Raw genomic sequence first — 24,779 nt, 5'->3', positions numbered from 1 at the left:
ACTCCTTTTTTAGTCTACTTTGAGTCTAACCTTGTTAGGCTTTTTTTGTTAAATGTTACGAACTAGCAAATCGCGTATGAGTATATATTTGAGTGTTCGGCCTGCGGTTTCATGGTCTACAGCAAAGATAACTTTGATAAAAAATAGCACCTAGCCAAAATAGCTGAGTGCCGTAATAGTCAACTTATATCTCAATCCTAATCACTTCAACATCCTTAAACGTGAACTACCTGAAGCGTTTGGGATGGTGATTTTTATAAAATCATATTTCTAGATACTATAAAATTTGATTACAAGACAATATTTAGTACAAGGAGGTTGATCACTATGACTTTAGCATTAACACAAAGCGATTTCAGAGCTCATATTAAGAAATACTTAGATCAAGTAAATGATGATGACGAAGTTAAGCTTTAGACCTCGAGCACCCTTTAATGCAGACCTAAAAAGACTTGGTCGACTAGATCCGTCAATTATTGATGAAGTCAGGGAAGCCATTGATGAAATTTTAGAAACAGGGAAATTACCAGCAGAATATAATGATCATCCACTTAAGCGACGTTTATCAGAATATCGGGAATTTCATGTTCATGATACGCCTAAAAATGAGCAACCCAGTGATATTAATGATGTATTAGTAATTTGGTATATTGAACGTAATGAGCTAGTTGTATTAGGGGTTCGGGTTGGGTCGCATGATCGACTTTTCCCTAACCAGAATAGTTCAACAAAATATCATAAGCAGTAACAATTAATAATTAAAATGAAATTCAGCCAATTCGTCGAGGAACAGATACGCTGAAACATTTACGATGAATACTACTGAAAATTGATCTATATGGCTTAATCGACAAGGTAGATGAATAAACCGATGAAATTACTATCAACAGCAATTGGTGACTTTTGGATGAATGCTGATAAAATCGTCTTACCTTTTAAAGCAGTTGATGTGACCGATATTGTAAATAAGCGTTACACTTATTCCGTCGATCAATCAATTATACTGATTCCAGAATTACAAGAGCATTTTAGTTACAGTGAGTTGGCACTTGAGTCAAACATAAAATTATATCAGCATCATAAAAACGACTGGTGCACTGATGAATTTTATTCAGGAACGTTGTGGGAAATTAATGACAAGATCTTGGGTGTTGCCAATTATGTAGACAATGGCCAACTGGACGAGCATGAAAAACCAAGTGATTTGGGCTTTCCTTCTTATTTTGATATTGATGATCGTTATCGTGGCCAATTATTGTTCCAAGTAACCTACAAGTCCTTGGATGAGTATCAGCTACTTGATAAGCAAGGCATCGATGACATGTCGATTGATTTTTCCTTTGAAGAAATGTCTCTTTGGATCAATTCAAGAAAATGAATGGACAGTATTATCTAATCAAAAAGATTGGCACCAAGTATAAATTTTACTGGGCCCCACGCTCTCCATGGCCCAAGAAGAATTTTGAAGATTGGGGCGTAGCAGTTATTGATTTTTCCTGGGTAATCGAAGACCCGCGTCCCAAACATCTGCGAGCCGCACCTTTAGGATATTAGCTGAAGCCCAGATATCAGGTTTTAAGGGATCCTGAGATAGATGGTGTTAGAGATAGCAGTTACCGTCACATGGTACTTGGAACTGGACATGTCTATGGATGTCTACTTAAAATGAGTGAATTCCGTAGATATGCAGCTTGGGAATCGGGTTAAATGAATATCCTATATTGTTAATGAATCGGCAATTAGTATCATTCAAGCTAGACTTGGCCCACCAATTCTAGCTTGGCAATATTTTCTTACAGGAATAATTAAACCAGCGATGACAGAATTTAATCGGGGATGAGCTTGATAATGCCATATCTAAAATTAGCATCGGCTGACTATGTCGTTTACCTTAAACTTGGGCCAAGAATAGATAACGAATGGATAGATTCAGCGATTGAAGTTTACGAAGAAGAATCTTTGTTTTTTAAATTGAGCCCACTCTGGTATTTTAATGAACCGCAGATTTTATTGTCGATCATGGAAAAATTCTTGCAGAATCCAAGCCAGAAAAATACCTATGAATTGATGGATGATCCAACGGTGGAATTTTCTTTTGATGATGAATATGATGGAATGATCTTACGACTTTATCGTAGTTTTAAACTCCAAGATCATTTAACGCTCTATTTGGATATTGACCAGCTAAAGCATCTGGTTGCGTATCTAAAACTTTATATCGGTAAACTGAATAAGAAAGCTAAAGAGATTCAAACAATGTATGAGAACGGCTTTTTGCAAGGCGATTAGAAGTTTAATGAGGTAATTCAATGAATAAATTACTCCAACCTGCTGATATCGATCAAGTTACAGCAATCTGGCTGGAAGCAAACAGCTAGGCACATTCGTTTATTCCAGCTCAGTATTGGCAAGAAAACCTTGAGCTGGTAAAGAAAATGCTTTTGCAGGCTGCAACTGTCCGGTCTATGCATGCTAATGCATTAAAGATGCTTCAGTAATTAATTTAGCCAATGTTTTAAATAGTAAATAACAGCGGTCGATCGCACAATGCAGTTGTCCGCTGCTTGCCTTAAATATTATAGTTCTGCATCCCCGATATGCGCTTTAAAGATGGTTGCCGGTTTTATAATTAAGAGTAGATAAATCAGTAAAGAAGGGAAACGGCAATGAAGGTATTCGTACAGACCAATCAAAACGGGATGCCCTATAGTATTAATGGCTACGCTGCTATGACCGGTTTTGAAAAAATGGGCTTTGAGGTAGTCTTGTTTAAAAATCTAAGCGATGTCTTAGACAAAATGAAGCGTGAAGACGTGGTAGTTGGTGGACTGGGAACGGTTCGACATCGTCTAAGTGGTCTTGGGATTGATTATCAAGAAATTAACTATCCACAAGAAATTCGCCAATATCTCGGTCGCAGAATCTGGCATTCCAAGATGGATACCATCAACAGCCATCCCGAAATGTGGCCAGTCTTTGTCAAATCGGTAACGGGCAGCAAATTACCGGCAAAGTCATCCGCTCGCCAAGAGATCTGATGGGACTGGGATCCAACTATGAAAATCCTGATGTAATCTGCAACGAGGTGGTTGATTTTACAGCAGAATGGCGAGCCTATGTACGCTATGGCAGAATCGAAGGCGTGCGCCAATACTATTATGGTGACTGGCACTATCATTATGATCCAAATATAGTTGAACAATGCCTGCATGACTACCATAATTGTCCAGCTGGCTGCTCACTTGATTTTGGTGTTACCAAAGCCGGTCGGACACTATTAGTCGAGGTCAATGAAGGATATTCTTTGGCGGCTTATGGACTTTACGACATTCGCTATGCCAAACTGCTGGCGGCACGTTGGGCAGAGATGGCAGGAACCAAAGATGAGTGTACCTTTGATTTAGACTGAGGGTATGAAAATGAATGGGCAGTATTATCTGATCAAAAAAATTGGCACCAAATATAAATTTTACTGGGCCCCTACCTCGCCGGCACCGGAAAAAGATTTTGAAGACTGGGGCGTAGCAGTTGTTGATTTCTCATGGAGAACCGATGATCCTCGTCCCAAGCATCTGCGCGCTGTTCCATTGGGCTATAAACTGCAGCCAAGATACCAAGTCCTGAGAGACCCTAAAATTGATGGCATTAGAGATAAAAGATGGCGATATACAATTTTGGATGGTAGGTACGATCGCTGTATCAATCTAGATTACACTCATCCCTATTATTGGTGGGAATCTGGCTAGTTCTATTGAAGAATTGATTAGTGATTTACCATAAGGAGAAAATTATGATTTTAAAGTTGTGGAGCGGGCCGCAGTTGATGATCAAGGTAATCCTTACCCAATTTTGTACATGGAAAAAGACAATGATGACAAGTGATCAGCAAGTTGAGATGATAAAATAGTAAAAAATATCGATGAGGTAAGTCTATGTCTTTACTATTAGCGGTTATCTACTTGATTTTTGTCAGTCTGGGACTGCCGGACTCATTGTTGGGGTCGGGTTGGCCAAAGATGCAAGTTGAGTTTGGCGTGCCATCTTCTTACGCTGGTTATGTATTTATGATGATCAGTGCCATGACGATCATCTCAGCTCTGTTGAGTCCCAAACTGATCCAAAGGCTGCACGTTAAATGGATCGTGACGGTTTCAATTATGCTGACGATTTTTGGCCTGCTTGGCTTTTCGTTTTGCACGCAGTACTGGATGCTTTTGGTCTGCGCAATTCCATATGGACTGGGTGCAGGAGCCATTGATGCGGCTATGAATCATTACGTTGCCAACAACTATTCAGGCGCGGTGATGAATTTTTTGCACTGCTTTTATGGTGTTGGGGCAATGATCAGTCCATATCTAATGGCATTGGCGATTAAGGTTGCGCACTGGAATGAGGGCTATCGTTGGACGGCCTTTTTACAGATCGGGATTTTGCTGGTTGTAATCAGTTCTTGGTCGCTTTGGCAGCAAAATGATTCTAAAGCAGATGAATCTAAAATTGACAGTGTCGGGATCAAAGAAACAATCAAACAGCCAGGCGTAATGGCAACGCTGCTGGCATTTTTTGCGTACAGTGCCAGTGAGGCAACGTGTTTTTTATGGGTGCCAAGCTATTTTGCAGGTACCAGAACTGGAATAAGCAGCGAGCTCGTGGCCTCGTTTGGTTCGCTGATCTTTGGCGGCTTGATGCTTGGACGACTGATTGCCGGTTTTATTGCAAATCGATTGGGTGATCGGCGTATGATTCGAAGTGGAACGATGGTGGAGCTGATTGGGATTTTGCTGACGGCGCTGCCGATCAAAGGCTATTTAGTGGCGGCAATCGGCTTTTTGATCATTGGTATTGGGATGGGACCAATCTATCCGTCAATTCAGCACATGGCACCAATTAATTTCGATAAGCGCTACAGTGCGGCCGTAATTGGCTTGCAGATGGCTTTTGCCTATACTGGATCAACGTTTATGCCGACTGTTTTTGGAATTTTGCAACAAAAACTCGGTATCTGGATCATGCCGCTGTATCTACTAGTATTTGCTGGATTAAGCTTTGCATTGTTAGAGCTGTCGTATCGCCAAGAAGCAAGACTGTAAAATTGATTATCAAGAGGTGTCAGCAGTGGCGTCTCTTTTTTTGGCAGCTATAGGAATATAATTGACTTAAAGTTAACTTGAAGTAGTAGCATAAAATTTGAAACGAGGTCCAGCCATGACAGAACTGACGATTACGCAAACCAGCCAAAAGTATCATCTTAAACCAGCCACGCTCCGCTATTATGAACAGATTGGCCTGCTTCCAGATGTTCCTAGGCATTCAAATGGTAATCGCTATTATGATGATCAGCTGCAACAATGGATTGAGATGGTCGTGTGTCTGCGTCATTCCGGAGTACCGGTTGATGTTTTGGTTGAGTATGCCGAACTGCTTAAGCAAGGCGATTCGACACTGCAGGCTCGTGAGAATCTATTAAAGAACCAGTTGGCAGTCTTGGAAGAAAAGCGGCATAATCTGGACCGCTCGATTCAGCGACTTGAGCATAAGATCTCGTTATATGAAACTGGTGAGATCAAAAAAGGAAAATCTTATTTTGATAAGTATCGAATGTTAGACGACTAACGGAGGTACTGTTATGAAAACAGTCATTAATCTTTTCCATCCAAACTATCAATATTCACAGGTTAACAGGGCAATGGTGGATGCCGTTAAAGATGAGATCGAGGTCCGCAATCTGGCCGAACTTTATCCAGACTTTAATATCGACATCAAAAAAGAACAGCAGGTGATGGCTAATGCCGATCGCATTGTTTTGCAGTTTCCGCTGCAGTGGTATTCAACGCCGGCTCTGTTAAAGCACTGGGAAGATCAAGTCTTTACCTATGGATGGGCTTATGGGAGTCAAGGAAATACCTTGCAAGACAAGCAGTTGCTGATTGCGGTAACGGTTGGCGCTGATAATTATGGCCGTGATGGTTTTGTCAAATATACGGTTGATGAATTATTACGGCCACTGCAGGCAACCAGCCGTTTGATCGGGATGAAGTACATGAAGCCATTTGTCGTAATGGGGGCATCTTCAATCAGCAATGCCGAACTTAAGAACGTGGGGCCAAGCTATCGCAAATATTTAAATGATGAAACGATTTCGGTACTTGGCGACTTTGAATAAGCGCTGATTGAATGCCACGGGTGGATTAAAGAAAGCTGGTTAAAAAATGGAATATACGAAGCTGGGTAATACCAATCTTGATGTCTCAAAGATTTGTGTTGGCTGCATGAGCTTTGGTAAACCAGGAACCATGCATGACTGGACGCTGGATGCTACCGAATCAGAAAAAGTCGTTAAGCATGCTTTAGATTTAGGAATCAATTTCTTTGATACGGCCAATGGCTATTCAAAGGGGACCAGTGAGCAGTACCTTGGCCAAGCCATTAAGAAGAATATTGCGCGCGATCAAGTCGTAATTGCCTCGAAAGTCTATTTCAACTCAGGACGACTTTCTGCTGCAGCTATTCATCGAGAGATCGATGGCACCTTGAAGCGACTGGGGACTGACTATCTGGATTTGTACATCATTCACCGCTTTGATTATGAAACGCCAATTGAAGAAACCATGGAAGCTTTAAATGGCCTGATAAAAGCCGATAAAGTTCGGGCAATCGGGGCCTCGGCAATGTATGGCTACCAGTTCTACAACATGCAGCTGGCCGCCAGAGATCATGGCTGGGCTCAGTTCCAATCCATGGAGAATCACTATAACCTGCTTTATCGTGAAGACGAGCGCGAACTGATTCCGATCTGTAAGCAAATGGGTGTTTCACTGATGCCATATAGTCCTTTGGCAGGTGGTCATTTGACCCATCCAGGTTGGCATACTGATTCACTGCGCAGCAAGACTGATCGCGTGCTGGCTGGCAAGTATGATGATTATGAGCATCAAGATCTTTTGATTATTCAGCGCGTAGAAGAACTGGCTAAACGCTATGGCGTCAAGATGGCTCAGATTGCTCTGGCTTGGCACTGGGCAAAGGGAGTAGCTTCGCCAATCGTTGGTGGTACCAAGGCCAGTCATTTAGATGATGCGGTCAAAGCATTAGACGTTAAACTAACGCCAGCAGACATTGCCTATCTTGAAGAACCATACACGCCACATAAAATCGTTGGCGCCATTGACCATAACCCAGCAGAAGGCGTGGTTTTGCTGGATGAGAAAAAGTAATAGGGTAACGCAACCAGTTTTAATCAATTGAAGAGAGTTAAAAAGAGGGGGTCTAAGTGGGCACCTCTTTTTAAATAATTGGGGCAAGATAGGTGCTTTTTACCCAATCTGTAAGGCCAAATAAATCCACCAGCAAACGCTCGAAGTGATCGTGGTCTGGACCCGACGGTAGTTTGACGGGTAGCTGATCGACCATCTTAGGATTTGGGTTGACTGTCGTAATCGATTTGGAGATCGTTTTAAATCCCCGCTGTTCTGGCATTTGCTGACTGGTGGAAAGCTGACGGGGAACTGTCGTGGTCAAAGATTATCGGATTTGGTATGATTGAGAAAAATTAAAGGGGAGATCAAAATGCGTGAAAACCAAATCAAAAAGCTACGTCAGTCTCAAAACCTTTCCCAGGAAATGTTGGCTGAAAAAGCTCAGGTTTCGGTAAGAACGATTCAGCGCTTAGAAGCCGGTGAGGAAGCCAGTGTTGAAACGTTGAATCTGGTTGCTGGCGCATTAGGCGTTGGCATCAAGGACTTGTATGATGTGGAAAAAAGCAGTGATTATGAAGAAAAAATTGCATCGGCTGACCAGAAACTGCAGTACCAATTAGGCATGCGGCATAATGAATATAAGAACTTCAAACAGCTTTATGGCACCTGCTACATTATTTTGATGCTGCTCTGGGGTGCATTATTTGGCTTGGTGCCAGGCGGCGTTGCACGATCGGTTATGGGCGTACTCTGGGTTGGTGGCTGGATGATTATGGGGCCTCTTCAAAAATATATCGTGCTCAAAAAAGTCAGTCCCAAGCTGGATGTCAAATATCCAATGACTGCCAATCGCTTAGATAAAAACGAAATTCATAAAAAAGAAAATGATGATTAGAGTTTTAGCCGTCAGCCGTTTAGCTGGCTTTTTGGGGTTAATGCTGCATAGCGATAAAAAGTACCTAAATAAAGCAGGAATTGGTTATCGAATTTGATACGGCAGATAATATAGTCGATCTTCAAAATCAGTACTTATACGTAGATTAAGATTATAAAAATCATGTATTGGTAGTATAGTGAAAAAAACGAATGGGGTGATCCAATGAAAGTACTGCATATTGGCAAGCAGGGCAACTTGCAGCGATTTGCGGCTGCTGACGGCTTTTTGCGCTCGCTGGAACTAACCGATCTAAAACCAGGACTGCCAGTCAAAGAGTATTTAGACCAAGCAGGCGATGCTGATTTTATCGTCGTTGATGCTATTTCCAGCGTCCCTGGCGAGTTGATCAAGCAGATGCCTAATCTAAAAGTAATTCATTCAGAAGGCGTGGCCTATAACGCAATCGATCTAAAGGCTGCTGATGAATACGGTGTTTATGTTTGCAACGCTAAGGGAATGAATGCCATGGCGGTTGCCGAGCAGGCGGTTTTGCTGATGGTGGGAATGCTGCGCAATATGGTTGTCAACGATGCGGCCGTACGCAATGGACATCAGATTGAAACTAAAGAAGGCTACATGCAAAACGGCAATCTGTATGAGCTGGCTGACTGCAGCGTGGGACTGGTTGGTTTTGGTGACATTGCTCAAAAAACGGCTCATTTGTTAAAAGCTTATGGCGTCAAAGAAATCTATTACTACAAGCGTCACCGACTTGATCCAGAACAAGAGCAACAGTTTGGCGTGCAGTACCGTGAATTGGATGACTTATTGGCAAGCAGTCGGATTGTCAGTCTGCATCTGCCAGTTACCGATGCTACTATGCATATGGCGGATCATGACTTTTTTGCCAAAATGCAGCCAGACAGCTACCTGGTCAATACGGCCCGTGGCGAACTGGTTGATGATGCAGCGTTGATTGAAGCACTTAAATCAGAACATTTGGCGATGGCTGGCCTTGACACGCTGGATCATGAGCCAGTTTTAAAAAATCATCCGTTGTTGAACCAATCATCTGGAATCACGCGGCGGTTGTTACTCAGTCCGCATATTGGCGGGATTACCGCGGCCAGCTTTTATCGCGGCTATGCCATGATTGATGAGGATCTGCGGCTGATTGCGCAAGGTCGAAAACCTAAGCGAGTGGTTAATCATCCCCAGATCCATGAGTCAAAATAGATAGCCGGCAGCTACCCGCTAAAATTACAGTTATCAATCTAAAACGCCACACTGACTTTGCGTCAGTGCGGCGTTTTTTGGTAAGGTCTTGGTAAAAGGAACGGTTTTTTATCGATGAAAAGAAAGGTGCCAATTAAGCAGTTAATGAAGCCTTGGAATTATCGTACGTCAAAAACAGGTGCAGCAGCTGGCAAAACACCGATTTTCCCATTCAGAAATGCGTCTCTTGTCTTATGTCAAAGCAGCTGGTTCTGAAGCGGCCTATCAACGGCTTACTAAGGACCTGGACATCTTACAGGGAATGATTTCACGCTATGTCAAACGTTTAGCTGAATTGGGACTTTTGGAACGCTATCATAAAGAAAATGATAAAAAGACCGTTTACCTAAGGCTGACGTCAACCGGCAGCATCGTTGCTGATATGCATAAGCAAATGCATGAAAAAGAGAATGAGCATTACGCGGCCATTCTAGCTGATCTGCCAGCGGAACATATTGCCAATGCGCTTGAAGTTTTAAAAAAATTAACCCTTTAAAAAACTAGAAATCTTTTCGGCGGCAGGGATGGCATACTGAAAAATTGAGCCATGGCCGGCATTCGGGAAAATCAAAAGTTCACTGTTCTCGATCAGTTCGTGCATTTGGTAGCTGTTGCTGGTGGGGACCATCGTATCATTGTCACCATTAATAATTAGGGTAGGCATGGTGATGCGACTCAAGTTATCTGCTGGAGCGGTTCCCCACTTTTTGATGGCGCGCAGCTGACGCCGAAAAGAAGCAATGGTAATTTTTTGATCAGCAAAATCAGGCGTTCTTTGCCTCAAACGGCTGAGGACTCGTTCAGCTTCTTTAGCGCCACGCTGGTCATGGGGATAAAAAATGTAGCGTTTGGGGTCAGTACGCTTGAAGAATGCTTTAAGCATGGCAGTAAAGGTTACCAACGAGACACGATCAATTCCCTTGCCGCCACGTGGTCCTGTACCTACCAAAATCAAACGTTCTACCAGCTGAGGCGCTTGTTCAGCTACAGCTTGCGCAATCATCCCGCCCATTGACAGTCCCAGTAAATTGATTTTTTTAAAGCCGCGCAGCTCGGTGAATTTAACTGCTTGATCAGCCATTGCCTCAATGGTTAATGGGACCTGTCCGCTGCTGGCGCCGACACCAGGCAGATCAATGACCACCAGATGATTTTTAGCCGCTAGCTGATCGATAAAAAGCGGATCCCATTCATCAAGCGTTGCCGAAAGATGAGTCAGCATTACCAGCGGCAGACCAGCATTTTCCGTTCCTAATTCGCGATAGGCAATCTGATTGAGATATTGGTTATGGGTAGTTAAGTATGAAGTCATCTTTTTGCTCGCTCTTAAAAAGTAATGACGGTCTTACCCTTGGCATGGCCTTGGGCGACTTTTTGCAGGGCCGTGTTGAGTTCGCTGAATGGATAGATCTGCTCAACGACTGGATGCAGCGACTGCTTTTCAAAAATATCGGCAGCCTGTTGCAATTGTTTGCTATCCGCGTGGACAAAGATGAAGAAATATTTCTGCTGACGCTTGGCGGCCATTTTATCCAATCGACTGCCGGCCAGACTAAACAAGATCTTTTTAAAGAATGGAAGCTGCATCCGCTTGGCGAAGTCGCCATTTGGCATGCCTTTTAATGAAACCAGGCTGCCTCCTTGCTTAAGGATCTGGAATTGTTTTGCCGTTTCCTGACCGCCCAGCGTATCAATAACATAATCAACGTCTTTTAACACTTTGACATAATCAGTCTGTCGATAATCGATAAACTCATCCGCGCACAGCTTTAAGACCCGTTCAGCATTGCGACCGCTGCCATTGGTGATGACATACAGTCCCATCGCTTTCGCCAATGGAATGGCCATTCCGCCAAAACCACCAGTTCCCCCTGAAATAAAAATTCGCTTGCCAGGCTGCACGTTCAAAAGCTCAAAAGCCTGCATGGCGGTTAGGGCCGTTAGCGGAATGGCCGCAGCCTCCTCATTGGAAAGATAGGCTGGGACCTTGGCAATGGCTTGACTGTCAATGGCCGCAAATTCGGCAAAGGCGCCAGGGTGATTAAGCGGCAGCCGGGCAAAGATGCGGTCGCCTTTTTGGAATCCTTTAACGTTGGCGCCCAAATCGATGATCTCACCAACAAGCTTATTACCAGCCACGATTGGCAGATGGTAAGGGATGATCAGTTTGACTTCGCCTTTGGTAATCATGTTGTCAACGGGATTGACCCCGGCAGCTAAAGACTTTACCAACACTTGATCAGCGGTGATGTCGGGCGTTGGCAGATTGCTAAATGACAAGTTGACGTCTTTTTTGTTGTATTGATTAAGAATGGCTGCTTTCATTTTTTTCCTCGCTTGCTTGTTGTTTAAGATTGTCGATAATGTTGCTGAGCGACTGTTGGGATAATTCATTAGCCAAGTCGGCCTCAATATTTTGAAAAGCTGGACTTAACGCGCCTTGAATATACCGGCCAACCGGGCAGGCAGCGTTAGGATTTTGATGAATATTGAAAAGGTGAACCTGTGAGGCTTCTTGAACGGCTAGATAGACGTCAAGCAGTGAAAGCCGGTTTGCGGGCTTGACGAGAAAATAGCCTGGTTTGCCTTGATGAGTTTCAATCAAGTTGGCATTTTTTAAGAGACTGATGATCTTGCGAATATAGCTGGCGTTGGTGCCGACACTGACGGCCAGATCCTTGGAAGAAAGCGTACGGTCAGATTCGGCAATCATCACCAGAATATGTAAGGCAACGGAAAATTTGGTATCCATGGTTTCCTCCTTTTTGTACTTGTATTTAATACAAATACAAGATTGCTAAAAAGTTTTTCGACAGTCAACAATTATGCTGTTGCTGAGCAGCGTCTTTACCAAAATGGAACGTTTTTGGCTGACGAAATAGAAAAATGCGGTTGTCTGCTTTGCCAATTCAATGTAATAAGGTGTTTAAGGAGCCTTTCCAAGATAGCCAGTAAATGCTCTAGGTAATGTTAATGACTTAGATCAGCAATCTTTTCAAAGTTTTTTGGCAGCCGGTCTTTATGGTCAGCCGTCAATGTTAAGATAAGCTTAAGAAGTTAAAAAAGAGTTGATCAATTATGCCATGGCTTAAATTAAATGCTGGTAGTATTGTATTTGATATAAATATGAAAGACTGCGATGCAACCGAATTAGTCCAACTCAAAATCAAAGGTGCAGGCATTAATATCAACCAAAAAAATCGGGAAGTGCCTAAAGAAGAAATGATCTACTTGGCATGCGCATTGAAAAAATGTCTTGCCCAAACCAACTATCACTGGCAGTATGGTGATTCGGTCAATGGTCAATATGGCGTTTTTCTGGAAAGTGAGGAAGGCGATAAGTATGGTGAATTTATTTACTACCTGGAAGCTCACTCGGCCAGCCGTGTCGTAATTGATTTTAATGAGCAAAATATGCGCTTTTTAATGGAATATATTGAAATGGTACTAGGCAAGATTGATTTTGATGGCGAGTTTGCCCAGCAGCTGTATGCCAATGGCAAGTTATATTAGCTTATTCATCAGCCGAGTGATTGAAATGTACCAAATCAAGCGTCTGAGTCATGATGCCCAATCAAAAACCCCCGACCAGCGTTAAGCTGAGCGGGGGGCGAATACCAGGAAAGGCGACTAGTTAATTAGGATGGCACCGGTCTGAAAAACTTGCCAGTTAATCTTCATCGCTGGCCTGGTCGACGGCATCAATCACGCCATAGCGGAAACCGTGCTTTTCCAAGGCAGCCAGTCCACGAATCGTCGTGCCGGCAGGTGAGGCTACCTGGTCGCGCAAAGCGGCTGGGGACTGGCGCGTTTCATAGGCCAAGGCACCAGAGCCCTTTACCATGCTGGCGATCAAGCGGTAGGCAGTTTGCCGATTCAAGCCATGCTTGACGGCGGCATCACTCATGGCATCCATAAAGACGTCGACAAAGGCGGGACCGCAGCCACCAATTACGCCTACGATATCCAGTTGTTCTTCAGAAACCAATACCACGTCGCCCAGATCATTAAGCAATTGAACGATGGTATCCTTAACGGGCTTATCAAACTTAGGATCCAGCGACAAACCAATCGTACCGGCATTTACGGAAACTGGTGTATTTGGAATCATCGTGGCTACTGGATTGTTAACCAGTGCTGCTTGCAGGTCAGCACGCTTAATACCGGCTGCTGCAGAAATGACGATTGTATGCGGATCCAAGGCTTGCAGCTGTTCAGCTACGGCAACCGTAACAGGGGCCGGTGTTGTTAGGATTACAACGTCAGGCTGCAGATCAATCAGACTCTTTGGATCAAAAACCAGCTTAAATTTATACTCGTGCGCCAATTTTTCAACGCGGGGATTTTGTGGATTCATGGCAATCAGATCGTACTTGGTCAAATTGTTCAAACCTTGCATAATGGCGCCGCCCATGCTGCCGATGCCGACGATAGCAACTTTCATACTAATGCTTCCTTTCTATTCTATCGATATCATTTTAATTATATGACTATTGAATCAAATTAACGTAGGAGCCGTTGATAAAGCCCAGATCCTTGGCCTGATACCAAACGACACCATTATTGTCATTAAGTTTGCCGATGATGTCTAAGCGTTCGCCATCAATGACCTTGCCGATGCTTTGTCCATAAGGCTGATCGTAGACGTCCAGTTTCTTTCCCTGTACGTAGTCAACAACGGCCTTGAGATGATTCAGCGGCAAAATTGCCAGCTGAGTGCCAGGTTTTGGCGCCAGGGAATCGTCACTGGGCAGCTCTTTGAAGTCTTTCATGGTATTGCTGTCGTATTTCAGCCAGCGATCGGCATTGACCTCGTACCAGAACTCGCCTTTTTGAGTGGCAATGCGCTGAAACGTCTTGACGAAAATTCCGCCAGGCAGCGGCGTATCGACTGGCATGCCATCGACGTCGTCAAACAGCTGTGTTGGTGTCGACAGTTTTAGATACATAGCCACGTTTTGAACCTCGCCCCATGAATTGCGGCGATAGTACAGGTGAACGCTGTGTGGCTGCATATCAAAGCTGCCGTTCAATTGACCATCAGCTTTGATGAATCGGTAGTTGGGAAACTTCAATTCGACAATGTTAAAAGGCGTACCAACAAAGCCCCGCAAAAGTTGCGGCACTCTTAAATTAGCACCAGTATCGATATCGGTATAGTAGACCCAGATTGGGTTTCCGGTTTTAAATGAATCAGCCATAAAAATCGCTCCATAACTCTAAACGCTTGTTAATCACATTATAACGCTTTCGCATGCTAAAAGGCCTTGAATTATCGAGCAAAATTACCAATCGGCGTCTAAAATTCAAATCATGGTATAATTGACTGGATATTTTTGGCACAAGGTAAGAAAGGGGATTTCAATGGCAAGTGCTTCAGTGAGAACCAAACGTCTAACGGCTCAGACATTGCTGTTGACGATTTTGATTCTGCAGGATTTTATTCCAGCGTTGGGAAACATTCCGATCGGCCCATTATCGCTGACAACGCTGCAGATTACGGTTATGATCGGCGCGGTTGTGATGGGACCCAACACGGGGATGCTTTTGGGTGGTACCTGGGGTGTGATTACTTGGCTTAGAGCTTTCTTTTATCCAAGCAGTCCGTTAGCGCCGCTGATTTTTACCAATCCCATCATTGCAATCGTTCCACGGCTGCTGGTTGGTCTGGTTGCCGGCTGGCTGTTCATATGGCTGCGTAAGCTGATGAAGGATCGGTGGGCATTGATTATTGTAGGGGCAATTGGTGCCATGACTAATACAATCCTGGTTTTAGGCGGTATTTATTTGTTTGCCCATACGCCAGCGGTTGCCAAGGGTTATCATACCGATGTTGCTCACTTGGGGACGGTCCTAGGTACGGTCTTGGCTACAAATGGTTTGGCTGAGATGGTGCTGTCGATGATTTTAGTGCCGGCAATTGCCATTCCACTGCTACGATATACACATTTTAATGATCGTAAATAACTGATAAGGCCTTGCCATTATGGTAGGGCTTTTTTTGTTTGGAGCGAGGCCTGAGATTTGGTGGTCGCTGATTGAAGGTAATCGTTGCTTTTGGCAATAGTGTTATCTATATTTTGCATCTGTAAATGGTTGACTATTTATGGTCTACATTTATTTACAGTATGCAATTATTTATCGTCTACAATTTATGCCATTAAGATTTGATCAATGACAAAAAGGCCCCGCATCACATTATTGTGATACGGGACCGTGTGCTTTCTGTCAGCTTGAAACTTCAGATCAGCATTGTTTAATTTATCAATATCAGTCAGAATTCAAGCCGACATTGTTTTGTGCTACCGGTGCAGATGGCAGACCGATAACCATATCATTTAGTTATTATTCAGCGTCTTGATCGTCATTTTCTGATAAATCCGTTACGCTGGGCGTTTGAGTTGCAGTTGGTACTGGCGTATCAGCAGCCACGACTTCAATATTGCCATCACCATCGAGTTTGGCAGCCAGCTTGTTGATTTGATCGTGATCCAATACGTAGTCAGCAATGCGGTCTTCGATCTGTTCTTCAATAACCCGGCGCAGTGGACGAGCCCCCATCTTAGGATCATAGCCCAGATCAACCAGTTTTTCCTTAACGTCGGTTGGAACCTCGATGTGCAGATTCTTGTCAGCCAGCATGGCATTGACGTCATCAAGCATCAGTGAAACGATCTTCATCAAATCTGGCTTGGTCAGTGGGTTGAACTGAACGATTGCATCGAAACGGTTCAAGAATTCCGGCTTGAAGTAGTCAGTCAGCTTGTCGATGATCGAGTGCGTCGATCCGCTGGCTTCCGGACCAAAGCCAATTGAAGCTTCAGAGTCACCGGTTCCGGCATTGGAGGTCATGATGATGATCGTATCCTTGAATGAAACCGTACGTCCTTGTGAGTCGGTCAGGCGGCCATCGTCTAAGATCTGCAGGAACATGTGCATTACGTCAGGGTGTGCCTTTTCAACCTCGTCCAATAAAATCAAGCTGTAAGGATGACGCCGAACCTGCTCCGTTAATTGGCCAGCCTCTTCATAGCCAACGTAGCCAGGTGCAGCCCCGATCAGCTTAGAAGTTGAGGTCTTATCCATGTATTCGGACATGTCAAATCGAATCATGGCGTCTTTGGAACCAAACAGCAGCTTAGCCAGCTGTTTAGCCATTTCCGTCTTACCAACCCCCGTTGGACCAACGAATAAGAAACTGCCGATTGGACGACCGGACTTGTTCAGGCCAATTCGATTACGCCGAATTGCACGAGCAACCTTGTCAACAGCCTCATTTTGACCGATAACGTGCTTTTCAAGCTGCTTGTCGAGATCACGCAGCTTGTTTTCTTCCTGTTTTTGCAGATCGCCAACTGGAATGTGCGTCTTTTCTTCAACGATCTTTTCCATATCTTGAACCGTAACCGTGGCTGCCTGATCCGTGTGGTTTTCTTCGGCATCCTGCTTAGCTTTGGTCAGTTTGGAGACTTGGTCACGGTAGTAGGCGGCCTTTTCATAGTCTTGGCTTTCAACGGCTTGCTGCTTGTGAGCTTCAGCCGTGTGGATCTGATTTTCGATCGTGGCTGGATCAGCTGTCTTTAAGGTCAGATTCTTGCGAGATCCCGCCTCATCAAGCAAGTCGATCGCTTTGTCGGGGAGGAAACGATCCTGAATGTAGCGATCAGACAGCTTAGCGGCAGCCTTGATGGCATTATCGGTGTACTTAACGTGATGGAAGTCTTCGTAACGACCTTTGATCCCATTTAAGATCTTGATAGTTTCCTCAACGGATGGCTCGTTGACCTCAACTGGTTGGAACCGCCGTGCCAGAGCTGCATCTTTTTCAATCTTACGGTACTCGTTCATGGTCGTGGCCCCGATCAGTTGCAGATCACCACGCGCCAGGGCTGGCTTTAAGATGTTGCCTGCATCCATGCCGCCTTCAGCATTGCCGGCTCCCATAATTTCATGAACCTCATCAATAAACAGGATGATATTCTTGTTCTTTTGAACTTCTTTCATTAACTGCTGCATCCGCTGTTCGAATTGACCACGGATCCCAGTGCCTTGAACCAGTGAGACCACATCTAAGCGAATAATCTCTTTAGAAGCGATCTTTTCCGGAACCTGACCAGAGACGATTGCTTGAGCCAGGCCTTCAACGACTGCGGTTTTACCAACCCCAGCCTCACCAATTAAAACGGGGTTGTTCTTAGTCCGTCGGTTAAGGATCTCAATGACTCGTGCAATTTCATCATCACGTCCAATTACGGGATCGATCTTGCCTTGGCGGGCCAGGTCAGTCATGTTGACGCCGTATTGTCCCAGTAGACCTTTATTACGCTTGCCGCCGCCATTATTGCCGGACTGAGCATTGTTGAAATTGGCACTGCCTTGATTGTTGGCATCTTGGCCTTGCATGTTGTTCATAGCATTCATAAAGTCTTCGAGACTGCCAAAACCAAAGTTGTTATTCATTCCATTACCCCCATTCATCAGGTTCATTTGTGCCTGCTGCATGTTTTGATAGCAGCTTTGGCATAGGTCAATCTGCATGCGTTGACCGTTAAAATTCATTTGTAGGTGAATCGTTGCGGGATTTTTTTGACATACTTGACAAAGCATTTAGCTGTACCCCCTCAAAAGTCAAAACTATATTTGACCTTTTTTGACCATAATGCAATTATACTTACTTTTAGTAATATATCAAGCAGTTTAGTCGATAAAAGTCAAATTAATTAATGCTTGATATGATGCGTTTTGTTGGTAAAGGTCAAAATGAAGGACAAACTTTCTACCTTTGATTTTAGCACTGGTTGGATGAGAATACTAAAAACCCCGCCATTTAAAAAAATTCGTTATAATATATAATGTATAAACATCAATCAGGAAAAGAGGTGGGGAATGCATGGCTGCCAAAGACTACCGTCAGCTGCTCGAAGATTTGCGTGCCGGTAAGATTGAGGAATTTGTCGTGACACCCGAGGAATTTATGGACTTCCAACCGATTTATCATGATTATGAGTATCGGACCCAGATTGAGGGGAAAGCCGAACGGGGCGGAGAATTGCACTATCATTTGATAAAACGCGATTAAATCCGTATTTTGGCGTCATTTGCCAATAAATCGTCTTGTATTTACCGCTTACAATTGCTACAATTAAGATATTGAAAGCGTTGGTTGCCAATTGCCAATGCCCAACAAAGCCTTAAGGAGAATGATTACAATGGAAAAACGCGATTTTACGATTACTGCTGAAACTGGTATCCACGCTCGTCCAGCTACGATCCTGGTACAAACTGCATCCAAGTACACTTCTGACGTTTCCCTGTCATATAACGGCAAGAGCGTTAACCTGAAGTCCATCATGGGTGTTATGAGCCTGGGTGTTGGTCAAAACGCCAACGTTACGATCACTGCAGAAGGCGATGACGAAAAGGAAGCTATTGAAGCCATCGCTGAAACGATGAAGAAAGAAGGCTTGGCGGACTAACATGTCAAGACAACTCAATGGCATCGCGGCTGGTGGTGGCATTGCCATCGCACCGGCCTATTTGCTGGGAGTTCCTGACCTATCCGTTAAGCAGCAGCATACCGATAATGTGAATCATGAAGTCGCTCGGCTTCATGATTCTTTTGCTATTACGGCAAATGAGCTGCGTGAGATCTGTCAGCGTGCCCACGCTCAACTTGATAAACAATCGGCCGTTGTTGTCGATATGCAGCTGCAGCTGGTGCTTGCTGAAGATTTTCAGCAGACCATTGAGCATCAGATTGTTACCAATCAATATACGGCGGGCTATGCCGTTAAAAAAGAAACCGATCGTTGGCTTGCAGAAAATGTTGCTGATCAACAAGGCCTGCATCAAAGAGGAATCGCTATGCAAGACCTTTTTAAGCGATTGATGAGTCATATTTTGGGAATCGAACTGCCCGATCCAAGCCGGCTCAAGCACCAGGCGATTATCGTTGCTCACAGCTTGACACCAACCGACATTGCTCGCTTTGATCGACGCTATGTGGTTGGCCTGGTGACGGATCTGGGCGGCAGTACCTCGCATTTTTCCATCATGACCAAGGAAAAATCACTGCCCAGCGTGGTCGGGACCAAAACGGCTACGCGCGAAATTTTGGATGGCACCTCTTTGATCGTTGACGGGGTTCATGGTCGCGTGCTGCTTAGCCCAACGCCGGCTGAGATTGATGAATACGAAAAAAAAGCTGGCGACTATGCTCGTGAAATGGAATCGCTTGGCGTTTTAAAGCATCAACGAACCATCAGTGCCGATGGACGTCATTTTGAGATTGGTGCCAACGTATTTTGGTCCGATGAGGCAGAAGACGCCAAAAACAGCGGGGCAGAAGGGGTTGGCCTGATGCGCAGCGAGTCTTTGTTTATGGGGCGCGATACCTTGCCAAGCGAAGAAGAGCAGTTCCAGATCTATAAAAAGATTATTGCCGAGATGACGCCAGAACGTGTAATCATTCGAACACTGGATATTGGCGGCGATAAACCGATCGCTTCGATTCAAACGCCAGTTGAAGACAATCCGTTTTTAGGCATGCGCTCGCTGCGTTTTTCATTGGCTCATCCCGAGATAATGCGTCCACAGTTGCGGGCCTTGCTCAGAGCCTCAGTATATGGTCGATTGGCAATTATGTTTCCAATGGTCAGCACACTGGATGAATTTTTGGCAGCTCGCAAGATTCTGGATGAAGAGCGCCAAAAACTGGCAGCCCGCGGTATTGGCTGTGCCCGCCAGATTGAGGTCGGAATGATGGTTGAGGTACCATCAGCTGTTGAAATGGCTGATCAATTGGCCCAGTATGCCGACTTTTTCAGCATTGGCTCCAACGACTTGACCCAGTACATGTTTGCGGCTGATCGCGGCAACAGTCAGGTCGCACACCTTTACCAAACGCTGCATCCAGCCGTTTTGCGGGCTATCAAGCATACGGTCGACGCGGCACACGCAGAGGGTAAATGGGTCGGTATTTGTGGCGAGATGGCCAGCAGTTCGCTTGCCACGCCATTATTATTAGGGATGGGAATCGATGAGTTTTCGATGAACAGCTCCAGTATCTTACCGATTCGCTCTTTAATCAGTGAGCTGCACGTTCGACAATTACAGCCACTGGTTCATCAGGCAATGAATGCCCGCAATGCCAAAGAAGTACAAAAAATGATCATGGGTCGGGTTCCCGTATTGAAAAACTTCAATTTCTAAAATTTGATCAAGGTCGCTTCAAATGTCTTGAAGCGACTTTTTTGTAGGGTTAAAATCAGTTATCTGATGACGCAGAATCAGTTACAATGGAAATTACTGAATCTGAATCATAATTAGCCGTTCGCCGTAAATGGCGATTGAAAATCAAAGGGGATCGCATTGTGAATATTGGGTTGTTTACAGATACTTATTTTCCACAAGTCAGTGGCGTTGCGACGTCGATTAAGACTTTGCGTGATGAGTTGACAGAACAGGGTCATCACGTCTACATCTTCACTACGACCGATCCAGCCGCCAAGCACGATGATCCGGAAAATGGCATCTATCGCTTTCCCAGCGTTCCGTTTGTTTCATTTACCGATCGACGCATTGCCGTTCGGGGCTGGGTGCGGGCCTTAAAGCTGGCACGCAAGCTAAAGCTGAATATCGTTCATAACCAGACGGAATTTTCCTTGGGGATGATGGGAAAGATGGTTGCCAAGGAAATGAATATTCCATGTCTGCACACATACCATACAATGTATCAAGACTATCTGCACTACATTGCCAATGGTCATATTATCAAGCCGCATGACGTTGCCAAGTTGGCACATCTTTACCTTAAGAACATGACGGGGGTGATTGCTCCTAGCGAAAGAGTACTGGAGACGCTGCAAGCATATGATGTGACTGCACCGATCAGAATTATTCCGACTGGGGTTAATCTAAGGGTCTATGCCAAATCGGATACGGCCGCTCAAAAACACGACCTGCGTCAAAACCTGGGCTACAGCGATGACGTACCGGTATTACTGTCCCTCAGTCGGCTGGCCTATGAAAAAAACATTCAAGCTTTGATTGAGGCGCTGCCCGATATTTTGCAGACTCGCCCCGATGCCCAGCTATTGATTGTTGGTGATGGCCCAGCACGTGGGACTTTAGAGCGTCAGGTGGCCAAGATGGATCTCAAGGATCACGTTCAATTCACCGGCGAGATCAAAAATGAAGAGGTTCATCATTTTTACCAAATGGCTGACGTTTTTGTCTCGGCTTCTGATTCCGAGTCACAGGGGCTGACCTATGATGAGGCGCTGGCATCTGATCTGCCAATTGTCGTGATGCGCAGTGAATATACCGATGAACTGATTGACGATCCAGCAATTGGAATGAGTTTTCAAAAACGAGGCGATCTGGTCAAGGGCGTTTTGTACTATCTTGATCATCCTGACACGCAAGAGACGATTGCCAAGCGCCAACAAAAGCTGCATGACATCTCATCGGAGGTCTTTGGCCAGCGCGTTATGGATTTTTATCAAGACTGTCAACAGCGACTGCAAGCACAACAGCAGGAAAAGAAGCATCAGCATCATTTGTTTGGTAAACGAGGTTGAGTATGCTAAAAATTACAATGTATTCTTCAGCAGACAAGGTAGCTGGTCAAGGAGTGGGCAGTGCCTACCTAGAGCTGATGCATCTGTTGGAGACCAACTTTAAAGATGAGTTTGATATTGCGGTCAATAAATACCGTACTAGTGATATCAGTCACTATCATACGATCGACCTACCGTTTTGGTTTTCGACTTTTTCCAAAAAACGCGGCCGCAAGATTGGCTACGTGCATTTTTTACCAGAGACGTTAGAGGGCAGTTTGAAGATCCCCCAGCCGTTTCGTGGCATCTTTTATCGCTACGTGATTGCCTTTTATAAGCGGATGGATCATCTGGTCGTGGTTAATCCCTCATTTATCGACAAGCTCGTGGCTTATGGCATTCCCCGTGCCAAAATTACGTATATTCCAAACTTTGTTGATGATACTAATTTCCATCCAGTTGACGCGGTAGAAAGAAGAAGACTGCGCACCAAATGGGGGATCGCGCATCGTCGGTTCGTCGTCGTTGGCAGTGGTCAGATTCAAGAGCGCAAGGGTGTTTTCGATTTTATTCAATTGGCCGAGCAAAACCCGGACGTACAATTTATCTGGGCAGGCGGTTTTTCGTTTGGACGGATTACGGATGGCTATGCGGCCCTTAAAAAAATTGTGGCTAATCCACCAGTCAATCTAAAATTTCCTGGTATCGTGACGCGTCAGCAGATTGCCGAACTCAACAACATTGCGGACCTGTTTTTATTGCCGTCATATAATGAACTGTTTCCGATGTCGGTCTTAGAAGCTTTTAGTTGCGGAACGCCCGTCATGTTGCGGGATCTGGATCTTTATCATTCCATTATTCAAGGATATTATGAGCCCGCCAAAGACGTTGATGAGATGCAGCAAAAACTTGACTGGCTGCGCAACACGCCATCACGGCTGGCTGAGCTGAAAATGGCGGCCCATACCGCATCACAGCAATACTCCAAGGCCCATTTAGCCAAGGTGTGGCATCGATTCTACCTGGAGCAGGCTAAGGAGGGCTAAGCGATGTCGCGAAAAAATTGGATTGTTTTTATCCTGATGCTGGCGTGCGGCGTGGGGATCTTTGCCTATTCGCTGCGTGATGTTAAGCTGTCTTCAATCATTGGTGATTTGGAACATCTAAACTGGGGCTGGTTTGCTATTGCCTTTTTGTGTATTTGTCTGTATCTGTTTTTAGAAGCTGTTGTGGTCAAGATTTTTATGAACGATCGGCATGATGGCTTCACCTGGAAAGATGCAATTCGAATTCCGTTGGTTGAGCAATTGGGAAATGGTTTGACGCCTTTTTCAACGGGTGGACAGCCGGCTCAGCTGCTGGCTATGATGCAGTCAGGTGTAGACGGTGGCCAGGCCAGCTCAGTTCTGTTGATGAAGTTTGTGGTTTTTCAATCAATGATTGTCATCAACTTCATTATCAGTCTGTTGGTGGGCTTTCATTATATTGCGACCAAGCTGCATGCTCTGTCGCTTTTGGTTGTCTTTGGCTTTTTAATCCATCTGAGTGTGATCGTTGGTCTGCTTTTGGTGATGTACTGGTACGGCTTTACCAAAAAAGCGACCAATATCTTGATTCGACCCGCACATTGGTTTATGAAGCAAGGTCGCTACCAAAAAATGCAAGTCACGCTTAACGAAAAAATCGATACCTTCTATCAAGAAAGTCTGAAGATCAAAAGTGAGTACGGTAAAATGGCCAAGGTTAGTTTAATTACCTTGCTACAGCTGGCGTTTTACTACCTGATTCCTTATTTCATTATGCTGTCTTTAGGAGTCAAAGGACTAAACATCATTATGGTTATCAGCTTGAATGTCTTGATTTTCATGGTGATCTCACTGTTTCCGATTCCTGGTGGGACAGGTGGGGCCGAGTATAGTTTTTCGGTGTTGTTCTCAAGTTTTGTTGGCTCCGGCAGCAAGTTGGTACTGGCGATGCTGCTTTGGCGAATTTTGACCTATTACTTTGGGATGTTTGCGGGGATGTTTGCCTTGATGGTCAAGCCGGATCGAGTGCACGAACCCGATTGATAACGATATAATAGTCTTAGTCAGAACCTGATCGTTAAGGATTGGGTTCTTTTATTTGGCTGAGGTTTAAGTAATAGGTGTGCCAGAAAATAATAATTATGTAATGAGGTTTGATAATGATTCATTCAGAATTGCAGCGGATTTTACGTCGCTTGGATGCAATGGCAGAGGATACCCATGGTGATATTCAGCAACGTACTTTTTCTGCTTATGGAATTCAGATTTGCACCGTGACGTATCGACAAAGTACCGGTGAATTTGAGCTCGAACAGTTTCAGCCGGCTGCTTATATGACGTTTGATAATCTGGATCTGACGGCAATTGAGGTTTATCGTTGTTTGTACGATTTTAAGAACTCCTTTTAACGTTCACTCGAATATTTAATATGAGTTTAGTTTCTAATCATCGAGTTTCTTGTAAGATTAAAGGCATGATAATTTGATTTGTTCGCAGTTTCTGAATTAACGAAAAAACTTTCAAAATATAGTTGACGATTAGGCAATATATCGGTATAGTAGTTAACGTTGTCGATGAGGCAGACGTTGATTACAGCGAACTTTGCTTCGATTAACTGCTGATGATTAAAAATGTTGTTGACAGTTAAATGACTTCATGATATATTATTTAAGTCGCTTGTTTGAAATGTTTGAAAAAAGAATTTGAAAAGTTCTTGACAAATAATTTACAAGTGTTAAAATAATAAACGTTGTAACTGATCAACTAAATCGGTTACATGGTAGACCTTTGAAAACTGAATACAGTTTCGACGAACACAAATGTGCAGGGTCATCAATCATTACGA

General features: G+C 44.3%; 28 protein-coding genes and 1 pseudogene. 23 read left to right on the top strand and 6 right to left on the bottom strand.

The window, feature by feature from the left end:
* Nucleotides 1-327: 327 nt before the first annotated feature.
* The 14 genes and pseudogenes from QOS03_RS07210 to QOS03_RS07145 all read left to right on the top strand — a co-directional run.
* A pseudogene (locus QOS03_RS07210) lies at nucleotides 328-405 on the top strand (type II toxin-antitoxin system Phd/YefM family antitoxin); the annotation flags it as partial.
* Nucleotides 398-748, top strand: a complete 351-nt coding sequence (locus QOS03_RS07205; protein WP_283575901.1) for a type II toxin-antitoxin system YafQ family toxin — start codon at nucleotides 398-400, stop codon at nucleotides 746-748. The pseudogene QOS03_RS07210 and the gene QOS03_RS07205, both read left to right, overlap by 8 nt.
* A gap of 123 nt (nucleotides 749-871) precedes the next feature.
* Nucleotides 872-1,378: a hypothetical protein gene (locus QOS03_RS07200; protein ID WP_283575900.1), complete on the top strand. Its 507-nt coding sequence runs from the start codon at nucleotides 872-874 to the stop codon at nucleotides 1,376-1,378.
* Between the two features lie 470 nt (nucleotides 1,379-1,848).
* On the top strand, nucleotides 1,849-2,289 hold the full coding sequence (locus QOS03_RS07195; protein ID WP_283575899.1) for a hypothetical protein: 441 nt from the start codon (nucleotides 1,849-1,851) through the stop codon (nucleotides 2,287-2,289).
* Nucleotides 2,290-2,666: 377 nt separating this feature from the next.
* Nucleotides 2,667-3,038, top strand: coding sequence for an ATP-grasp domain-containing protein (locus QOS03_RS07190; RefSeq protein ID WP_283575898.1), 372 nt, complete (start codon nucleotides 2,667-2,669; stop codon nucleotides 3,036-3,038).
* Nucleotides 3,038-3,409 carry an ATP-grasp domain-containing protein gene (locus QOS03_RS07185; protein WP_283575897.1) on the top strand — a complete coding sequence of 124 codons (372 nt, stop codon included), beginning with the start codon at nucleotides 3,038-3,040 and terminating at the stop codon, nucleotides 3,407-3,409. The genes QOS03_RS07190 and QOS03_RS07185 overlap by 1 nt, the downstream gene beginning before the upstream one ends.
* Before the next feature lie 10 nt (nucleotides 3,410-3,419).
* Complete coding sequence (locus tag QOS03_RS07180) at nucleotides 3,420-3,746, top strand: hypothetical protein (protein ID WP_272207632.1); 327 nt, start codon at nucleotides 3,420-3,422, stop codon at nucleotides 3,744-3,746.
* A gap of 186 nt (nucleotides 3,747-3,932) precedes the next feature.
* Entirely contained in the window at nucleotides 3,933-5,090 is a 1,158-nt protein-coding gene (locus tag QOS03_RS07175; RefSeq protein ID WP_283575896.1) for an MFS transporter, read from the top strand.
* Nucleotides 5,091-5,205: 115 nt separating this feature from the next.
* Nucleotides 5,206-5,613 (top strand): MerR family transcriptional regulator, encoded by a 408-nt coding sequence (locus tag QOS03_RS07170; protein WP_283575895.1) that lies wholly within the window; start codon nucleotides 5,206-5,208, stop codon nucleotides 5,611-5,613.
* 13 nt (nucleotides 5,614-5,626) lie between these two features.
* The gene (locus QOS03_RS07165) at nucleotides 5,627-6,163 is read left to right on the top strand and encodes an NAD(P)H-dependent oxidoreductase (RefSeq protein WP_283575894.1); all 537 of its coding nucleotides are present in this window, start codon (nucleotides 5,627-5,629) and stop codon (nucleotides 6,161-6,163) included.
* Nucleotides 6,164-6,209: 46 nt separating this feature from the next.
* Nucleotides 6,210-7,214: an aldo/keto reductase gene (locus QOS03_RS07160; RefSeq protein WP_283575893.1), complete on the top strand. Its 1,005-nt coding sequence runs from the start codon at nucleotides 6,210-6,212 to the stop codon at nucleotides 7,212-7,214.
* A 352-nt stretch (nucleotides 7,215-7,566) separates the two neighbouring features.
* Complete coding sequence (locus tag QOS03_RS07155; RefSeq protein WP_283575892.1) at nucleotides 7,567-8,091, top strand: helix-turn-helix domain-containing protein; 525 nt, start codon at nucleotides 7,567-7,569, stop codon at nucleotides 8,089-8,091.
* Between the two features lie 204 nt (nucleotides 8,092-8,295).
* Nucleotides 8,296-9,309: an NAD(P)-dependent oxidoreductase gene (locus tag QOS03_RS07150; protein WP_283575891.1), complete on the top strand. Its 1,014-nt coding sequence runs from the start codon at nucleotides 8,296-8,298 to the stop codon at nucleotides 9,307-9,309.
* Nucleotides 9,310-9,526: 217 nt separating this feature from the next.
* A complete protein-coding gene (locus QOS03_RS07145; RefSeq protein ID WP_128513425.1) occupies nucleotides 9,527-9,844 on the top strand; it encodes a MarR family winged helix-turn-helix transcriptional regulator in 318 nt (105 codons plus the stop codon).
* On the opposite strand, the gene QOS03_RS07140 is transcribed toward QOS03_RS07145, so the two are convergent.
* From QOS03_RS07140 to QOS03_RS07130, 3 genes are read right to left on the bottom strand one after another with little or no spacing between them, the layout of a single operon-like run.
* Complete coding sequence (locus QOS03_RS07140; RefSeq protein WP_283575890.1) at nucleotides 9,833-10,660, bottom strand: alpha/beta fold hydrolase; 828 nt, start codon at nucleotides 10,658-10,660, stop codon at nucleotides 9,833-9,835. The two genes, QOS03_RS07145 and QOS03_RS07140, sit on opposite strands and share 12 nt — an antisense overlap.
* A gap of 14 nt (nucleotides 10,661-10,674) precedes the next feature.
* A complete protein-coding gene (locus QOS03_RS07135) occupies nucleotides 10,675-11,673 on the bottom strand; it encodes an NADP-dependent oxidoreductase (protein ID WP_283575889.1) in 999 nt (332 codons plus the stop codon).
* Complete coding sequence (locus QOS03_RS07130) at nucleotides 11,654-12,100, bottom strand: Rrf2 family transcriptional regulator (protein ID WP_283575888.1); 447 nt, start codon at nucleotides 12,098-12,100, stop codon at nucleotides 11,654-11,656. The genes QOS03_RS07135 and QOS03_RS07130 overlap by 20 nt, the downstream gene beginning before the upstream one ends.
* Before the next feature lie 326 nt (nucleotides 12,101-12,426).
* Here QOS03_RS07130 and QOS03_RS07125 point away from each other — a divergent pair, with 326 nt between their 5' ends.
* Nucleotides 12,427-12,861 carry a hypothetical protein gene (locus tag QOS03_RS07125; protein ID WP_283575887.1) on the top strand — a complete coding sequence of 145 codons (435 nt, stop codon included), beginning with the start codon at nucleotides 12,427-12,429 and terminating at the stop codon, nucleotides 12,859-12,861.
* Between the two features lie 157 nt (nucleotides 12,862-13,018).
* Here QOS03_RS07125 and proC read toward each other — a convergent pair whose 3' ends face one another.
* Together proC and QOS03_RS07115 are read right to left on the bottom strand one after the other, a co-directional pair.
* Nucleotides 13,019-13,792 carry a pyrroline-5-carboxylate reductase gene (gene proC / locus QOS03_RS07120; RefSeq protein ID WP_283575886.1) on the bottom strand — a complete coding sequence of 258 codons (774 nt, stop codon included), beginning with the start codon at nucleotides 13,790-13,792 and terminating at the stop codon, nucleotides 13,019-13,021.
* 46 nt (nucleotides 13,793-13,838) lie between these two features.
* Nucleotides 13,839-14,549, bottom strand: a complete 711-nt coding sequence (locus QOS03_RS07115; RefSeq protein WP_006500178.1) for a MucBP domain-containing protein — start codon at nucleotides 14,547-14,549, stop codon at nucleotides 13,839-13,841.
* 163 nt (nucleotides 14,550-14,712) lie between these two features.
* Here QOS03_RS07115 and QOS03_RS07110 point away from each other — a divergent pair, with 163 nt between their 5' ends.
* Nucleotides 14,713-15,315: an ECF transporter S component gene (locus QOS03_RS07110; protein WP_283575885.1), complete on the top strand. Its 603-nt coding sequence runs from the start codon at nucleotides 14,713-14,715 to the stop codon at nucleotides 15,313-15,315.
* Between the two features lie 378 nt (nucleotides 15,316-15,693).
* Here QOS03_RS07110 and QOS03_RS07105 read toward each other — a convergent pair whose 3' ends face one another.
* Nucleotides 15,694-17,955 carry an ATP-dependent Clp protease ATP-binding subunit gene (locus QOS03_RS07105; protein WP_283575884.1) on the bottom strand — a complete coding sequence of 754 codons (2,262 nt, stop codon included), beginning with the start codon at nucleotides 17,953-17,955 and terminating at the stop codon, nucleotides 15,694-15,696.
* Nucleotides 17,956-18,238: 283 nt separating this feature from the next.
* On the opposite strand from QOS03_RS07105, the gene QOS03_RS07100 reads away from it, so the two are divergent.
* The 7 genes from QOS03_RS07100 to QOS03_RS07070 all read left to right on the top strand — a co-directional run bounded on the left by QOS03_RS07100 (nucleotide 18,239) and on the right by QOS03_RS07070 (nucleotide 24,342).
* Nucleotides 18,239-18,427, top strand: coding sequence for a hypothetical protein (locus tag QOS03_RS07100; protein ID WP_272215156.1), 189 nt, complete (start codon nucleotides 18,239-18,241; stop codon nucleotides 18,425-18,427).
* Nucleotides 18,428-18,557: 130 nt separating this feature from the next.
* Nucleotides 18,558-18,824 (top strand): phosphocarrier protein HPr, encoded by a 267-nt coding sequence (locus tag QOS03_RS07095; protein WP_033935213.1) that lies wholly within the window; start codon nucleotides 18,558-18,560, stop codon nucleotides 18,822-18,824.
* 1 nt (nucleotide 18,825) lies between these two features.
* Nucleotides 18,826-20,559, top strand: a complete 1,734-nt coding sequence (ptsP, locus tag QOS03_RS07090) for a phosphoenolpyruvate--protein phosphotransferase (RefSeq protein WP_283575883.1) — start codon at nucleotides 18,826-18,828, stop codon at nucleotides 20,557-20,559.
* A gap of 161 nt (nucleotides 20,560-20,720) precedes the next feature.
* Nucleotides 20,721-21,929: a glycosyltransferase family 4 protein gene (locus tag QOS03_RS07085; RefSeq protein WP_283575882.1), complete on the top strand. Its 1,209-nt coding sequence runs from the start codon at nucleotides 20,721-20,723 to the stop codon at nucleotides 21,927-21,929.
* 2 nt (nucleotides 21,930-21,931) lie between these two features.
* Complete coding sequence (locus tag QOS03_RS07080; protein WP_283575881.1) at nucleotides 21,932-22,954, top strand: glycosyltransferase family 4 protein; 1,023 nt, start codon at nucleotides 21,932-21,934, stop codon at nucleotides 22,952-22,954.
* Between the two features lie 3 nt (nucleotides 22,955-22,957).
* Nucleotides 22,958-23,977, top strand: a complete 1,020-nt coding sequence (locus QOS03_RS07075) for a lysylphosphatidylglycerol synthase transmembrane domain-containing protein (protein WP_169462136.1) — start codon at nucleotides 22,958-22,960, stop codon at nucleotides 23,975-23,977.
* A 116-nt stretch (nucleotides 23,978-24,093) separates the two neighbouring features.
* A complete protein-coding gene (locus tag QOS03_RS07070) occupies nucleotides 24,094-24,342 on the top strand; it encodes a DUF1797 family protein (RefSeq protein WP_169462137.1) in 249 nt (82 codons plus the stop codon).
* Nucleotides 24,343-24,779: the final 437 nt, after the last annotated feature.

It is taken from the genome of Limosilactobacillus pulli, from assembly GCF_947381555.1.
GTDB lineage: Bacteria > Bacillota > Bacilli > Lactobacillales > Lactobacillaceae > Limosilactobacillus > Limosilactobacillus pulli.
This window is presented reverse-complemented; position numbering and strand designations above follow the sequence as displayed.

Excerpts from the sequence above, each read along its gene's own strand:
- QOS03_RS07200 (WP_283575900.1), top strand. The coding sequence starts at position 872 with ATGAAATTACTATCAACAGCAATTGGTGACTTTTGGATGAATGCTGAT.
- QOS03_RS07185 (WP_283575897.1), top strand. The coding sequence starts at position 3,038 with ATGGGACTGGGATCCAACTATGAAAATCCTGATGTAATCTGCAACGAG.
- QOS03_RS07075 (WP_169462136.1), top strand. The coding sequence starts at position 22,958 with ATGTCGCGAAAAAATTGGATTGTTTTTATCCTGATGCTGGCGTGCGGC.
- QOS03_RS07135 (WP_283575889.1), bottom strand. The coding sequence starts at position 11,673 with ATGAAAGCAGCCATTCTTAATCAATACAACAAAAAAGACGTCAACTTG.
- QOS03_RS07105 (WP_283575884.1), bottom strand. The coding sequence starts at position 17,955 with ATGCTTTGTCAAGTATGTCAAAAAAATCCCGCAACGATTCACCTACAA.
- QOS03_RS07165 (WP_283575894.1), top strand. The coding sequence starts at position 5,627 with ATGAAAACAGTCATTAATCTTTTCCATCCAAACTATCAATATTCACAG.
- QOS03_RS07070 (WP_169462137.1), top strand. The coding sequence starts at position 24,094 with ATGATTCATTCAGAATTGCAGCGGATTTTACGTCGCTTGGATGCAATG.
- QOS03_RS07180 (WP_272207632.1), top strand. The coding sequence starts at position 3,420 with ATGAATGGGCAGTATTATCTGATCAAAAAAATTGGCACCAAATATAAA.
- ptsP (WP_283575883.1), top strand. The coding sequence starts at position 18,826 with ATGTCAAGACAACTCAATGGCATCGCGGCTGGTGGTGGCATTGCCATC.
- QOS03_RS07170 (WP_283575895.1), top strand. The coding sequence starts at position 5,206 with ATGACAGAACTGACGATTACGCAAACCAGCCAAAAGTATCATCTTAAA.
- QOS03_RS07130 (WP_283575888.1), bottom strand. The coding sequence starts at position 12,100 with ATGGATACCAAATTTTCCGTTGCCTTACATATTCTGGTGATGATTGCC.
- QOS03_RS07160 (WP_283575893.1), top strand. The coding sequence starts at position 6,210 with ATGGAATATACGAAGCTGGGTAATACCAATCTTGATGTCTCAAAGATT.
- QOS03_RS07175 (WP_283575896.1), top strand. The coding sequence starts at position 3,933 with ATGTCTTTACTATTAGCGGTTATCTACTTGATTTTTGTCAGTCTGGGA.
- QOS03_RS07205 (WP_283575901.1), top strand. The coding sequence starts at position 398 with ATGACGAAGTTAAGCTTTAGACCTCGAGCACCCTTTAATGCAGACCTA.
- QOS03_RS07100 (WP_272215156.1), top strand. The coding sequence starts at position 18,239 with ATGGCTGCCAAAGACTACCGTCAGCTGCTCGAAGATTTGCGTGCCGGT.
- QOS03_RS07145 (WP_128513425.1), top strand. The coding sequence starts at position 9,527 with ATGCGTCTCTTGTCTTATGTCAAAGCAGCTGGTTCTGAAGCGGCCTAT.
- QOS03_RS07150 (WP_283575891.1), top strand. The coding sequence starts at position 8,296 with ATGAAAGTACTGCATATTGGCAAGCAGGGCAACTTGCAGCGATTTGCG.
- QOS03_RS07080 (WP_283575881.1), top strand. The coding sequence starts at position 21,932 with ATGCTAAAAATTACAATGTATTCTTCAGCAGACAAGGTAGCTGGTCAA.
- QOS03_RS07140 (WP_283575890.1), bottom strand. The coding sequence starts at position 10,660 with ATGACTTCATACTTAACTACCCATAACCAATATCTCAATCAGATTGCC.
- QOS03_RS07195 (WP_283575899.1), top strand. The coding sequence starts at position 1,849 with ATGCCATATCTAAAATTAGCATCGGCTGACTATGTCGTTTACCTTAAA.
- QOS03_RS07115 (WP_006500178.1), bottom strand. The coding sequence starts at position 14,549 with ATGGCTGATTCATTTAAAACCGGAAACCCAATCTGGGTCTACTATACC.
- QOS03_RS07190 (WP_283575898.1), top strand. The coding sequence starts at position 2,667 with ATGAAGGTATTCGTACAGACCAATCAAAACGGGATGCCCTATAGTATT.
- QOS03_RS07095 (WP_033935213.1), top strand. The coding sequence starts at position 18,558 with ATGGAAAAACGCGATTTTACGATTACTGCTGAAACTGGTATCCACGCT.
- QOS03_RS07110 (WP_283575885.1), top strand. The coding sequence starts at position 14,713 with ATGGCAAGTGCTTCAGTGAGAACCAAACGTCTAACGGCTCAGACATTG.
- proC (WP_283575886.1), bottom strand. The coding sequence starts at position 13,792 with ATGAAAGTTGCTATCGTCGGCATCGGCAGCATGGGCGGCGCCATTATG.
- QOS03_RS07155 (WP_283575892.1), top strand. The coding sequence starts at position 7,567 with ATGCGTGAAAACCAAATCAAAAAGCTACGTCAGTCTCAAAACCTTTCC.
- QOS03_RS07125 (WP_283575887.1), top strand. The coding sequence starts at position 12,427 with ATGCCATGGCTTAAATTAAATGCTGGTAGTATTGTATTTGATATAAAT.